Annotated in this window: 12 protein-coding genes and 1 tRNA gene; 3 read left to right on the top strand and 10 right to left on the bottom strand. The window is 46.8% G+C overall.

Annotated elements, in window-relative coordinates:
• The first annotated feature begins 37 nt into the window (after positions 1-37).
• The 3 genes from AC5JO6_RS17350 (at position 38) to AC5JO6_RS17340 (ending at position 1,835) form a co-directional block, all read left to right on the top strand.
• Entirely contained in the window at positions 38-913 is an 876-nt protein-coding gene (locus AC5JO6_RS17350; RefSeq protein ID WP_496082317.1) for a M48 family metallopeptidase, read from the top strand.
• 120 nt (positions 914-1,033) lie between these two features.
• The gene (locus AC5JO6_RS17345; RefSeq protein ID WP_496082316.1) at positions 1,034-1,480 is read left to right on the top strand and encodes a hypothetical protein; all 447 of its coding nucleotides are present in this window, start codon (positions 1,034-1,036) and stop codon (positions 1,478-1,480) included.
• 273 nt (positions 1,481-1,753) lie between these two features.
• A tRNA-Leu gene (locus AC5JO6_RS17340) sits at positions 1,754-1,835 on the top strand.
• A gap of 59 nt (positions 1,836-1,894) precedes the next feature.
• Here AC5JO6_RS17340 and AC5JO6_RS17335 read toward each other — a convergent pair.
• The 10 genes from AC5JO6_RS17335 to AC5JO6_RS17290 form a co-directional block, all read right to left on the bottom strand.
• Positions 1,895-3,328: a sugar transferase gene (locus AC5JO6_RS17335; RefSeq protein WP_496082315.1), complete on the bottom strand. Its 1,434-nt coding sequence runs from the start codon at positions 3,326-3,328 to the stop codon at positions 1,895-1,897.
• 137 nt (positions 3,329-3,465) lie between these two features.
• Positions 3,466-4,242, bottom strand: coding sequence for a WecB/TagA/CpsF family glycosyltransferase (locus tag AC5JO6_RS17330; RefSeq protein ID WP_496082314.1), 777 nt, complete (start codon positions 4,240-4,242; stop codon positions 3,466-3,468).
• A gap of 278 nt (positions 4,243-4,520) precedes the next feature.
• Positions 4,521-5,711 carry a glycosyltransferase family 4 protein gene (locus tag AC5JO6_RS17325; protein ID WP_496082313.1) on the bottom strand — a complete coding sequence of 397 codons (1,191 nt, stop codon included), beginning with the start codon at positions 5,709-5,711 and terminating at the stop codon, positions 4,521-4,523.
• A gap of 22 nt (positions 5,712-5,733) precedes the next feature.
• Positions 5,734-6,585 (bottom strand): glycosyltransferase family 2 protein, encoded by an 852-nt coding sequence (locus AC5JO6_RS17320; RefSeq protein WP_496082312.1) that lies wholly within the window; start codon positions 6,583-6,585, stop codon positions 5,734-5,736.
• Between the two features lie 12 nt (positions 6,586-6,597).
• On the bottom strand, positions 6,598-7,494 hold the full coding sequence (locus AC5JO6_RS17315; protein WP_496082311.1) for a glycosyltransferase family 2 protein: 897 nt from the start codon (positions 7,492-7,494) through the stop codon (positions 6,598-6,600).
• A 52-nt stretch (positions 7,495-7,546) separates the two neighbouring features.
• The gene (locus AC5JO6_RS17310) at positions 7,547-8,653 is read right to left on the bottom strand and encodes a glycosyltransferase family 4 protein (protein WP_496082310.1); all 1,107 of its coding nucleotides are present in this window, start codon (positions 8,651-8,653) and stop codon (positions 7,547-7,549) included.
• 27 nt (positions 8,654-8,680) lie between these two features.
• Entirely contained in the window at positions 8,681-9,463 is a 783-nt protein-coding gene (locus AC5JO6_RS17305; RefSeq protein WP_496082309.1) for a class I SAM-dependent methyltransferase, read from the bottom strand.
• Entirely contained in the window at positions 9,463-10,386 is a 924-nt protein-coding gene (locus tag AC5JO6_RS17300; RefSeq protein ID WP_496082308.1) for a glycosyltransferase family protein, read from the bottom strand. Before AC5JO6_RS17300 ends, AC5JO6_RS17305 begins: the two co-directional genes overlap by 1 nt.
• Positions 10,379-11,143, bottom strand: a complete 765-nt coding sequence (locus AC5JO6_RS17295; protein ID WP_496082307.1) for an FkbM family methyltransferase — start codon at positions 11,141-11,143, stop codon at positions 10,379-10,381. The genes AC5JO6_RS17300 and AC5JO6_RS17295 overlap by 8 nt, the downstream gene beginning before the upstream one ends.
• A gap of 105 nt (positions 11,144-11,248) precedes the next feature.
• Entirely contained in the window at positions 11,249-12,601 is a 1,353-nt protein-coding gene (locus AC5JO6_RS17290) for a flippase (protein WP_496082306.1), read from the bottom strand.
• Positions 12,602-12,680: the final 79 nt, after the last annotated feature.

Raw genomic sequence — 12,680 nt, 5'->3', positions numbered from 1 at the left:
TTGCTCCTCGCCCTATTCCTGGTCTTCTTTGCACACCATGTCTTTTCTCAAAACACCCCTGATTGGCTTAAGAGCCGATCACTTTCGGCATCCCCTAGACTTCGAGGCAACGGCAAACCTGAAGCAATTGCCCGGTCTGGATGTCGTGATTCGGAACTTGCTGGGACCGATCGCCGAACAGTTTTTTTACCTGGAAAATATCGCGTCCAGCGTTTTAGTCGGTGAGCAGCAGTTGCCTGATTTGCACACGCTGTTGCTGGATGCCTGCAAAGTGCTGGATTTAGAACCGCCCCAACTTTACATCCGGCAGCACCCCGTTCCCAACGCCTACACCTTTGCGATGCGCGGCAAGCAACCCTTTATTGTGGTGCATACATCACTGCTTGATTTGCTCACTCCCGAAGAGATTCAGGCAGTCATTGCCCACGAATTGGGGCATCTCAAGTGCGAACACGGGGTTTACCTGACGCTGGCAAATATTCTTGTGCTGGCAGCAGGGCAATTGCCCACGTTAGGGGGCGCGATCGCCCAAAGCTTGCAAGCACAAATTTTAGAGTGGGTGCGCTGTGCCGAATTTACGTGCGATCGAGCCGCTCTTCTGGCGATTCAAAATCCCAAAGTGGTGAGTTCCGTACTCATGAAGCTGGCAGGTGGTTCGCCGACTCTTTCGGGGCAGCTAAATTTGGAGGCGTTTCTGACGCAAGCACGCGCCTACGATGACATCAGCAACGACCAACTGGGCGAACTGCTGAAGCAGGCAATGACGGCACAACTGACTCATCCGGTACCCGTGTTACGGGCGCGCGAAATCGATCGCTGGGCAAGCAGTCAAGAATATCAATCGCTGCTCCAAACTCGCCCAACGCAGCAGCGCAAAGACGCAAAAGTTGTGGGCGGCTGGCGGAATTGGTGATGCCTGCATCAGTTACATTACCTAATTAGCCACTGACAAGAACGTCTGTCTGGGGGGCGATATAGTTCATCCATCAGATGCAGTAGAAATAGGATACTAAATTCTTGGAGACTGTATTCTATGCAACTGAACTATTTCGCAAAACGGTTATCGGCTATTGGACGTTGGCTGACGACAGCGTTACTTTGTGTCTCGGCGATCGCCTTCGTTTGGCAAGGTTCTTTCGTTTCAAACGTCACAGCAATGGCTGCTCCTGCTACAAATTTAATCGCCGCAGCGGATGCAGGCAGTGAAGTTCAAGGCAAGGCAAGTAAAGATGCTGGACGCACCAAAGGCTTCGTTCGTGACACGACCGATAAGCTCAAGCAGACGGCACGAACCAACGCTGCTAAGGTCGATCGCGCAACCGATAACGACAGCCCGATCGGACGCAAAGCTAAGAAAGATGCCGCTAGAATCGAGCGCAAAGCTGACAAAGATTCGGCTCGCACCCAAACCGCGATCGATAAAACAAAGAACGCAGTTGAAAGTGCTGTTGACAACATCAAAGATGCTTTTGGTAACTAAAGCATTGCTATTGAGTGAGATTAACGCACACTGATTCGTTTGCGATGTCCGACTGAATTAGAAGCGTCAAAGTGCATCAATTGGTTGTCGAGGTCGTCTGTCAGTCCAGATACTCTTGAGCTGATAGACGACTGAGGGTTTACTGAAGAAAGTTTTCTGATGCTTGACCCAATTTACATCAGCTCGGTTCAACCGCTCATCTAACAGAGAGCCGAGTGAAGAAATCGACATACCAGCGCCGCCCAATCTAGTATAATAGTGAGACAAAAGCATGGGCGGATGGCGGAATTGGTAGACGCACCGCACTCAAAATGCGGCGCCGAAAGGCTTGCGAGTTCGAGTCTCGCCCCGCCCATCTCAAAAAAGTGGCTGCTAAGGTAACCGTTCTGGTTAAGCTAGCAGCCATTTTTTTGTCTAATAAGCGCCTTTGCCACAAGCGACAATTTTGACGGTCTCTAGCAAAATTTCCAGGTCCAAGTTGAGCGACCAGTTGTCGATGTAGTACAAGTCGAGACGGGCAGCATCATTGAAGGCATCAAGGGACGATCGCCCAGAGACTTGCCAAAGCCCCGTAATGCCCGGTAAAACTTGATGACGAGTGTGATGCCACGGATCAAACCGTTCGACATCGCGCAAGGGCAAGGGACGCGGACCGACTAAGCTCATTTGCCCTAGCAGCACATTAAACAGTTGTGGCAATTCATCAATGCTGGTCTGACGTAGGAACTGCCCGATCGCGGTCACGCGTGGATCGCGCCTAATTTTGAACATCACGCCATCACCCGCTTCATTGTGCTGTTCGAGCGCTGCCTGCAATGTCTCAGCATCTGGAATCATGGTGCGAAACTTCCACATCTGAAAGACGCGACCGTGAAGCCCCATCCGTTCCTGACAGAAGAAAATTGCGCCGGGAGATGAAAGTTTGATGGCGATCGCCACTACCAAAAAGAGCGGCGAGAGCAAAATCAAGCCAAGCAAGGCACCCACCCAATCAAACCAGCACTTCAGGCGATAGTCCCACCCGCCGAACAAAGCGGCTTCCATGCGTAGAGTGGGAATACCAGCGATAACCTCTGGCACACCGCGTCGATGCAGCATTTCCACGCTAGAGGGAATCAGCCGTAGCGTGATGCCAGCGCGACGTAGCTGCCAATAGAGTCCCGATGCTAGTTCGGTCTGGGGCAAGCTTTCTGCCAACACTTCCTGTGCGCCAGAGCTTAGGATGGCTTGAATCGTTGCAGTCGTGCTGATGGTGGAGGCAAACGCCATGCCGACGACGTGATAGCGCGATCGCCGCTGCAATACCTGCGCTAACGTCGAGAGTCGTTCTGCCCGCGCCAGTAAAAAGATATGCGTTTGCGCGTGTTCAAACTGCTTCAGTACCAGGCTTGCCACTAGCCGAAACCCAATCACTAGGGCAACGCTACCCAACCAGGCGGTGATAAACAGCGATCGCGGTGGTGCCAGTTTGGGGTCATAAAAATAGCCCAGGAGCAGCGCTGAAAGGTAGATGGCGCTCACCTGTTGCCCCGATCGCACATATTTCCACCGACTAGAGGTGCTGTATAGTCCACTGTGGGCAAAGAGCAACAGCGTTACCGTCATTAAAATCCAGAATAATCCTGGTAGTCCCAGCCAGGTGCCCAAAACAAGCGGCGGTGGTAGCGGTGCATAGAACTGATTAAGGTGAGCGGCTATGCGACCCGCGATCGCCAGCGCTGCCAGATCGCACATAAGCAGGGCGATCGCCTGATGCCAGCGCCAGCAAAACAGTTTGTGCCAGTCCAGTCGATACGGGGCACGGATATCGGTCGCTTTTTGACACGCTACACCAGGGATCTGATCCATGACGGTGAGGCTCCTGAAAAGGCAAGTCTCTGCACTGTAAAGCACGTCAGCAGCAAACTTGCGGGGCAATACGTTGAGTATTCCGCAAATGACACCAAAAGTTATCGCCAACGCGCATGTCTTTAGGCAGTGCGACTTTAAACCGTGCGATCGGGGCGCGATCGCCATGCGCTTAGTAATTGCCAGAAAAAGAGCATTAAGAATGCTGGATTGTTAATTAAATAGCGCTGCCATAGCCGTCTCGGCTCCATGATCAGGCGATACAGCCATTCCAAGCCCCATGCCATCAGCCAGCGCGGTGCTTGAGAGACTTCGCCACTGTGAAAGCTGAATGCCGCTCCCACACCGATCAGGACAGCCTGTAATTTTTCTTGTTGCCGTGCCATCCATTCTTCCTGCTTGGGACAGCCCAAGCCGACAAAGACGACAGCAGCACCAGACGCATGAATGCGATCGCGATCCGCCTCCTCTTCTTCTGCCGTCAAAAGGCGAAACGGTGGCGCATGCTTGCCTGCGATCGCCAAGCCTGGAAAGCGCGTTTCTAGCGTTTGCTGAAGCGCTTCTAGCATCGACGTTGTGCCGCCGTAAAGATAAATTGGGATGCCTGCCTGCGCCGCACGATCGCACCACGCCAGCATCAAATCAGGACCATACACGCGCGCTTGATGCTTGACTCCTAATAAACGCAAGCCCACAACGAGTGGCATGCCATCCGGTGTAACCAGCGCTGCGCCGTTAATCACGCGCTGAAACGATCGCGACCAGTAGGCGGTCATCACCACATGGACGTTTGCTGCCACAACGTAGCAAGGGGTTTTCGCCGCGACCCAAGCCTGAATGCGATCGCACGCATCCTCATAACTTGTTGCGTCAATCCGAGTGTTCAAAATGAAGCGGGAGAGTGTAGGGCACATGGGGAGGGAGGCGTGAGGAGAGGCGACGAAGGATGAAGGCTGACGAAGGATGAAGGCTAAAGTATGAAGTTAGTCATTTCCCATTTTTATCCTTTAGCCTTTAGCCTTTAATTTACCCTTCATCCCTTAGAGCTTGCTAAAAAATAACTGCACACTTTTGGAGCAGCTATCAGCTATCAGCTATCAGCTTTTCGCTGACGGCTGACGGCTGACGGCTGACGGCTGACAGCTACAGACTATGCTGTTATATCTGTACAACTTCCTTAGCCTTTAGCCTTTTACCGCTTGCCTTCCACCACGCCCCGATACACTCCTTCCACCTGCTCTGCAATTTTCTCCCAGGTGAAGCGTGATTCAACTTTATGCTTGCCAGCAGTGCCCATTGCGGTAGCCTGAATTGGATTTAGTAACAAATCAAGCAGGCGATCGGCAATTTGTTTAGCCGTTTGATCAACCAGAAAACCATCGCTGCCATCGCTAATCACCTCTGCAATGGCTGGAATATTGCAACCAACCACAGGTTTCCCAAAGTGCCAGGCTTCTGTATAAACACCGCCAAAGCTTTCCTGACTAGAAGGAACACAGAGAAGCGTACACGCAGCCAGAGCATCGGTTTTAGTTTGCAAGTCTACATTCCCCAGGCGATGAATGCGCCGATCGCTCACCTGAGCAAATGCCTGTTCTGAATCAGCAACAGGCGGACCAATGAAGACAAACTGCACCTCTGGCACCTTTTGCCACACCAAAGGAGCCGCCTGTAGCAGTTGCTGATAGCCTTTGTAAGGATAATGCTGCCCCAGGAAGAGCACGATCGGTGCCGCCAGTCCATACTGCTTCAGGAAAGCGTTTGGGTCAGCCGTTGACGCTAACACCGCTCCAACGCCAGTCACCGTAATGCATTCCTCGCGCACACCAAGCCCCACCAAGATGCGCTTTTCTGCCTGCGTGAGCGCTAACACCGCATCTGCCATCTGATACAGCCGAAGATAGGCTCGGTAGCGCCAGCCGACCCAGCGGGGATGGTGGACTGGAGTCAGCACAAACGGCAGATCTCGTCGTCGTGCGGCTTGATAGGATGCATAACTCAAGCCCTCACGCCCAATACGAATGTTATGGATGAGATCAGCATTTGCAGTATAGGGAGCGATGTGCTGCTCTAGCAAATGGGCGATCGGTGGTAACGCCACATCCATTAACGGATAATACAGCGGCACAAACGGAGCCAATCGCAGTTTTTCCTTTAGCGACAAGCCCAAGCGGTGAACAGGGATCTTATCGACTAAATAGTCATGGCTGGCGCTAGGCGCTTTAAGGGTCGTTCCTAACAGCCAGTCAGTGCGGTTGGCATCCCAATGACTCACCACTTGAACCGAATGCCGCAACTGCAACTCCTGCGCCAGATAGTGCTGATGGATTTGGGCACCCCCAACGCTAGGAGGATAAGCAGTTATGGTATGAAGCAATTTCATTGCATTAGATAGTTAGAATCATTTACCGTGAACCCAATTGGATGAATCGAATCGACCATCGCACTATTTTTGTGAAGAAAATCAAAGTACCAACAAACGTGCCGTACTTTTGCTGGTAGTAAAAGTATTGGGTAGGCAAGAAGTAAAACGATTTTTTATTAAAGAAAACTGTATTGGATTGTTGTAGCCACGATCGATGTGCATCTGGTGCACCAAGAAAATCCTCCAATTTTGTTTTAATCACACCTGCATGAGCAATTCTGGCATCTCCCAAAATGTAAGCTAGAAAGCCAGCACGGGTTGCTTTTAAGACGTACATACTATCGCCGTGATAGTGAGGAAAGTGACGCACATCGGGCAAGCCAATTTGCTTTATAACCGCGATCGGAATGCCCACACAATGACCGCTCATTTCATCAACCGCGATCGTCTCCCCTGGCTTTGCCGCCATGCGTTTACGTCCCTGTGCGCCTGTAGCATGGAGTGCATTGCTTTCTAAGTCATAGCAGGCTGCTCCCGCAATTGCCTGGGGGTGATGTTGCCAAAACTCAACCAACTGAGAGAGCGCATCGGGAGCAGGCGTGCAGTCATCATTCAACCAAATAATCAATGCTGCCCCTTGTTGACAGGCATACTTCATTCCCTGCACGATCGCTCCTGTCCACCACAAAGTGCCATCCCCTTCCAAAACCGTTACTTCTGGGTAGATAGCCCGAATTGCTTGTCCTGTACCATCGATAGATCCATCATCTATTACTACAGCCTGATAGCGTTCCAGGTCGCCGTTTTCCTCCAGCGTTTTTAAACACGCTAGAGTAATTGTCTTGCGGTTGTAAGCTGGAATAGTAATAAAAACAGATTGCTTCAAAGTCATATTTAAGGATGATTAAGATAGAATCCTTTGCTTCAGTGCTTTCATCGTTTTGAGCCAGGAAAGCGGCAGTACCCAGCGGGCGATCGTAAATAAAACCAAACGAAAATAAACCTGGATGAATGGAATGAAAGCCAGACTGCCATAGAAACTTTTGCAGTAATTCCAGTACGCGGATGGATACAAGTTTGATTTTGGAGAGGTGATCAATCTCCAACGCTTCTCCATTGAGATTGCACTGGATGCCCAACCTTCTTCCAAAGGATTGAAGGCACAAGTTGCGGTTGCATTTCCTAAAACTTTCAACTCATATCCAGCTTTTTTGGCTTCCCATGTGTAGACAATATCTGCAAGGCAATGGGGTAAGCGATCGCTAGGAGGATAACCAATTTTATCTACAATAGAACGAGGTAGACACACCAGGTTTCCGCTCATGCAATCACATGCGATCGCCTGATTACGAGGTGTATGGAAAAGCTCAACTGAGAGAAACCGTTTCTTTTGCCCCCCGTAGGTTGGCATCTCAAAATTGGATGAAGCATAACATTGAGCAGCAACGATTTTGTTGGAGGATTGAACACATTCATTGACGATCGCTGGAATGCATCCCGAAGAAGGGAGCGTATCATCATTAAGCCAGATAAAAAAATCAGCACCCTGTTCATAAGCATATTCCATCCCTTTTTTAATCGCTCCAGTCCACCATAAATTACCATCACCCTGCAACAAAAACACTGTTGGGTAAAGCCTCTGGATGGCTTCTGCTGTCCCATCTGTAGAACCATCATCAATGACAACAACCCTGTAGCGCTGCAAATTTTCCTGCTGGTCAAGTTGCTCTAAGCAGGCAAGAGTAATCGCTTTGCGATCGTGAACCGGAATGAGGATATAAATCGACTCTGGTTGAGTCATACTTAAATCAGGATGTAGATGGCTGACTGTTGTGACAAAGTTGCAGTTTGAACTAGAGCAACGAAGCATAAATCGCGCAGGTCTTTTCAACACAGTTTTCCCAAGTAAACTGCTTAACTCTCTCCGTTCCCAATCGGATTAATGCTTGCGTTCGGTCTGATACATACAAAACTCGTTCTAGCGCATTTGTAATACTTTCAGGTTCGTAAGGGTTGAAAAGCTCTGCTGCATTGCCTACAACTTCAGGAATAGAACTACTATCGCTACACACCACAGGGCAGTTGTAAGACATCGCTTCTAAAGGAGGAATGCCAAAACCTTCGTAGAGTGAAGGGTACACAAGTGCAGAAGCATTGGCATACAAGGAAGCTAGCACTGTATCGTCACCGCTAAGATGCTGAATTTGAGCCACCGACAGATTATATGAAGAGAACTGATGCATCTCGGCTTGGGAAAAAGGAGTAGCGCCAAAGCAAATTATTTTAAAGTCCTTCTTAAGGAGCTTAGAACGTGTGAAGGCTTTCAGGAAGCCAGAAAAATTCTTGTACCCTTCTCGATGTCCTACATAGAGAATATATGGGCGGAAAACTTGTTCTGTTTTGACTGCTTTCTGAGGAAGAGGATTGAGAGAGCAGCCTAAGTGAGTGACGAACACATTTTGAGGGTCAACATTAAATCGTTCTAATACATCTTTTCGAGTATTTTCAGAGACGCAGATAATGCAATCAGCACGAATAATTGATTTTTTTTTCAGCAAGGGTATTGGATGACTAGGGGGAAATAATTCACTGAATTTTTCAGGAATCATGTCATGGATGGTAGTAATAATTTTGGTCTTCTTAGCTGCTAATCTCTCGGAGGCATAATAAGTTTCATGAACTAAGTCTGGGCGAATCAAGCTCAGTGCAAACCTTGTTACCTCTCGATTGATAGTAGATCTAATTCTTACTGTCCTACGGATTGGCGGCACTAAAAAGCCCGTCAAATAATGAGGGTTAAGATTATTTAAATATTGATTAATGTATGCGGGTGCAATAACTCTAGTGCTAAAGTGTTCTGCTTGTGAAATACGACTTGCTAACTCATAAAAGTACCGTGAGATGCCACCATACTCTTGAAGCAAAAATGCTTGATAGTCATATACGATCGTCGCTTTCATAATAATGCTTTATGGAGTCATGTGAATTTACATAAATTGAATCAGCTTTTCATGATCCATCAATGTTTTTGATGTCATCTTTTTTCTAACATAGTGTTCAAGTAATTTTATAAAACGGCTGTTTATGAGTCTAAAAAAAAATGGAGACATTTCTTGAGCAGTCAGAATATGAAAGCTACCACACGACAAGAGAGATAGCGATAGCGTTTTTGCTAAATATACAAGCGTTTTGTGCTGATAAAAAGAAATGTGTTGCCCAGTGTTGAATGCATAGTAATACCAGGAATCAGGTTTTGGTGGAGATGTATCGAATAGCTCGGTAGAAAAAATAATTGTTGATGTGCTTGTCTCTTTTATTGATTCTTGGACAAATTCCAATGGGTTGTGAATGTGTTCCAAAACTTCAAATGCAGTAACGGCATCATAAGGAGCGCTTACGGCAGAGGCTTCAAACCCTTGAGCAAAGAGATTTTCACAGTGGGGATCAGACCAGTAGGCATCAAACCCAACATCGCGCAAGAGGCGTGTTAAAATACCATAACCGCCACCAATATCTAGATATTTACCCTGTCGATCACACAAGAAAAAGAGTACACAGCTTAATAGCTTGGATAACAAAATGTTGCGCTGTATCAATCCTGTATCAGCACTGGAAACTGCACTTTTATAAGCTTCATTGAGCCAATATGGATCTTCAGTCTGTAAAAGACCACAGAGATCACAATAAAAGTAATCAATACGATATTTTCTCAATATAGTCTCTTGAAAGCAGGGGTGTTGATTGCCAAAACAAATTGGGCATTGCTTCATTATGCCAACCTCTTGATTGTGTGCTTTATTGCTGCATTGAGTTTTGCCAATCGGTTTTCTCGATCAATTCTTTGATGAGTCAGATTATCTGCTTTGACATCTTGAATGACAAAAGCCGGATGCTTTAAGGGAAACTGCATTGCTGCTGTTACCAAATTGCTAAACTGATTAATTTCTGTTGTATGGGTTGCGTTTGTACCAAAACCAATGTTGGAGACTAAATTGACATTTGGCAGTATCGATAATCCATGCTGAATCCAACAGGCAAACGTCCACTGATAGTCCCAGGTGTCGATGCGATTGCAAGACACTGCCTCAAGCATTTCTGTCCAGTATTGGACGGTACGATCATCTCCTAACAAGTCGTGAAGCCAACTGCCCTGTTTTACTGTTGACCAGAGCGACATATCGACATCATAGTAGCGCCATGCCCGTCGCCAAGATGCCCAACCCCAGCAGTGGTTGTAGCGCGAGAAATAATAGCTGTCGTTGGTTCGCTTGTGTCCAAACTGAAAGTTACCGCCTGAAATGACCATAATCCGCGTGTCGTCCCTGTAATAATTTAACAACGCTTCGCAGAATGGAAAAAAAGTCGGGTGTGGCAGACAATCATCTTCTAAGATAATTGCTTCTTCAACTGTGTCGAATACCCAGTTTAATCCACTAGATATACGACGTTTACAACCCATATTTGTCTCTGAAAAGTTAGTTAAAATCTGACATTGCCAATCAACCTGTTCGATAACAGCGCGAGATTGAATGCATAATTCGGCTTCACTTACTCGATCGGAACGAGGACCATCCGCTATGACTAAAAGCCTTGATGGTTTCGCCTGACGAATGGCATTAAAGACTTTTTGAGTTAAATGGGGACGATTAAAAATGAATAGAGCGACTGGCGTATCTAATGAATGTTCAGACATCTAGATAATCCCTAACGATCGGAAGATACTTTCTATTGATCGCTATGATGTTTTGGTATGCGAATATTTCACAGATAAAGGGATTATACTCACCCAACGGAATTAAACCGTCAGGGAGCAGCCTGAAAAACGCGTAATTCTTTAGTAGATCGTAAAAGTCTTTAAAGAACACTCTGCTAACAACATTCATTTCGTTAAACTCAAACTGAATTATATCAACTAAATTCTTACTGATAGCTTGTTTTGCTCCTAGCAAAACTTTCAACTCGTTGCCTTCTGTATCAATTTTTAAGAGTCTAATGCTCTCGATTTCGTAACGCTCAATCAGTTGATCAACTGTCTTCACATTGACCTCCCAGCTTTGTGCTGAACCTTGATGCAAAACTGTAATAACATCCTGATATAAAGAGGCGTGTTGTGAGGCTGACTGTTCGCCGCTGTAGTCATAGAGGTTTAATTTGCCTTCGGTATCGCTACAAGCTAAGTTCAGTGCTAGATAGTTTTTCTGACAAGCTTGATACTCAAGTTGCTGGAATGTTTTCGGATGTGGCTCGCACGCGTAGATTGTTGCACTTATTGATAAGCTTCTTACTTTATTTGCATAATTGCCAATATGCGCGCCGACATCCAAAACTACAGCATTATTTAGAATGGCAGAAATTTGCTTTAAGAAAAAATCCTCGCCAGATACTTTGTTGTTTTGATGATTGAGAACTCCCAGACCATTTGCACTTAATTCAAAAAGCAGGTGATTCAATCTGAATGCAACTTTTCTAATGAAGATTCGCCTGTAAATGAAGACAACGCTATTGATAATAGCCGTTTTTATCAATCTCATTACTCATGCTCAAAATAAAGTTTTCTAGTGGTTTAGATTTTTTTTGTACAGCCATTTTAGGAGCAGAGCATTTGTCATGAGTCTACCGATACCCTGGAGTGGAGTATAGGCTAAGCAAATTAGATATCCAGGTATGGCATAGGCAACTAAAGTAGCGATTGCTGCACCAATCTCTTGATAAATGGGAATCAAAAAAAGATTCAACGTAACGTTGACGATCGCGCCCAAAAGAGTTGTTAAGAAAGAAATAAGCATCATTCCTTCTGAAACAATCCATATCTCTCTTCCAACTCCTAGAAAGACAAATAGTGATGCCCAGATATGTATTGATAAAACCTGACTGGAACTAGAATAACCCTCCCCGTACAAGATCGAGATAATTACTGGCGAGAGAAAGCTGATTGGCAAAGAGACAACGAAAGCTAGAACGACCATTAAATCAAAGGTGCTTTGCAATTTCTGCATATAAGCATCTTGACCAATTGCTTTGGCACCCATAATTGCGGGCGAAACAGAAGAAGCGATCGCCATCGGTATGAAGTACCAGACTTCTGATATTTTAGTCGCCGCAGCATAAATACCAACTGCCTTATTACCTAGCATTTCTCCAAGCATGATTTGGTCAATTTTCATGTAGATTAGGATAGCGATACTTGAGAGGATAAGTGCCCAGCTATCTTGAAGAAGAGACTTTACACGGAAAATACTGATTTTCCAGTCTCCCAAATCATTACCAGTAGCACGATAGCCGATTACAAGACCGACTGCGCCGATCGCTGTTTCCGTGAGTCCTGCCCAGGCGAAGGCAATTAAGGGAGCATGAGCTTGAATCAAAGTGATTCTGACGACCGCAAAGAGCACAAATGCTAAGTTCTTAGCGTAGACTGTGTACTTCGACTGCATCTGCGACTGAAACCAAAAGTCGATCGCGTCAAACGCCTGAAAGAGCAGTCCCGCTGCGATGATACCAACCAACCATTGATCCAGGCTGTGATCAGGACGTAACAACGTGATCGCGCCTAATGTCACCAGAGCGGTAATTGTTGCGCCGCATAGTTTAAGGACAAATGCTGTACCTAGCGTGACGGCTCGGCAGTCGGGGTTACAGACAAGATCCCGCACAACGATGTTGTCTAGCCCCAATGTGGCAAAGGGAGTCAGTAGTACAACAAAGGCGATCGCATAATTAAATAAGCCGAACTGTTCTGGTCCCAAATAGCGGGCAACCCAAACGCCAACAAATAGCCCAATGCCCATCCGCAATATGCGATCAGCAAACAGCCATCCTGCGTTGCTAAGAATTTTTTGTAACGTGTAGCGTCCGTCCAGTTTAGAACGGAGCGATGACGGCAAGAACTGAATCCAGGCTTGGTTCATGGGGCGAAGACAGTCATCGAAAAGGCTATGACTGCTTGAAAAGGGAGCTTGCTTCAGAATGCCCTAAAGATTACCTGAG

It is taken from the genome of Tildeniella sp. (assembly GCF_059505325.1).
The sequence above is the reverse complement of the archived record's forward strand: the minus strand, read 5'-3'. Positions and strand labels throughout refer to the sequence as shown.

What these genes read in the sequence shown, in the direction of transcription:
- AC5JO6_RS17350 (WP_496082317.1), top strand. Translation starts at nt 38, where the DNA reads ATGTCTTTTCTCAAAACACCCCTGATTGGCTTAAGAGCCGATCACTTT.
- AC5JO6_RS17345 (WP_496082316.1), top strand. Translation starts at nt 1,034, where the DNA reads ATGCAACTGAACTATTTCGCAAAACGGTTATCGGCTATTGGACGTTGG.
- AC5JO6_RS17335 (WP_496082315.1), bottom strand. Translation starts at nt 3,328, where the DNA reads ATGGATCAGATCCCTGGTGTAGCGTGTCAAAAAGCGACCGATATCCGT.
- AC5JO6_RS17330 (WP_496082314.1), bottom strand. Translation starts at nt 4,242, where the DNA reads ATGTGCCCTACACTCTCCCGCTTCATTTTGAACACTCGGATTGACGCA.
- AC5JO6_RS17325 (WP_496082313.1), bottom strand. Translation starts at nt 5,711, where the DNA reads ATGAAATTGCTTCATACCATAACTGCTTATCCTCCTAGCGTTGGGGGT.
- AC5JO6_RS17320 (WP_496082312.1), bottom strand. Translation starts at nt 6,585, where the DNA reads ATGACTTTGAAGCAATCTGTTTTTATTACTATTCCAGCTTACAACCGC.
- AC5JO6_RS17315 (WP_496082311.1), bottom strand. Translation starts at nt 7,494, where the DNA reads ATGACTCAACCAGAGTCGATTTATATCCTCATTCCGGTTCACGATCGC.
- AC5JO6_RS17310 (WP_496082310.1), bottom strand. Translation starts at nt 8,653, where the DNA reads ATGAAAGCGACGATCGTATATGACTATCAAGCATTTTTGCTTCAAGAG.
- AC5JO6_RS17305 (WP_496082309.1), bottom strand. Translation starts at nt 9,463, where the DNA reads ATGAAGCAATGCCCAATTTGTTTTGGCAATCAACACCCCTGCTTTCAA.
- AC5JO6_RS17300 (WP_496082308.1), bottom strand. Translation starts at nt 10,386, where the DNA reads ATGTCTGAACATTCATTAGATACGCCAGTCGCTCTATTCATTTTTAAT.
- AC5JO6_RS17290 (WP_496082306.1), bottom strand. Translation starts at nt 12,601, where the DNA reads ATGAACCAAGCCTGGATTCAGTTCTTGCCGTCATCGCTCCGTTCTAAA.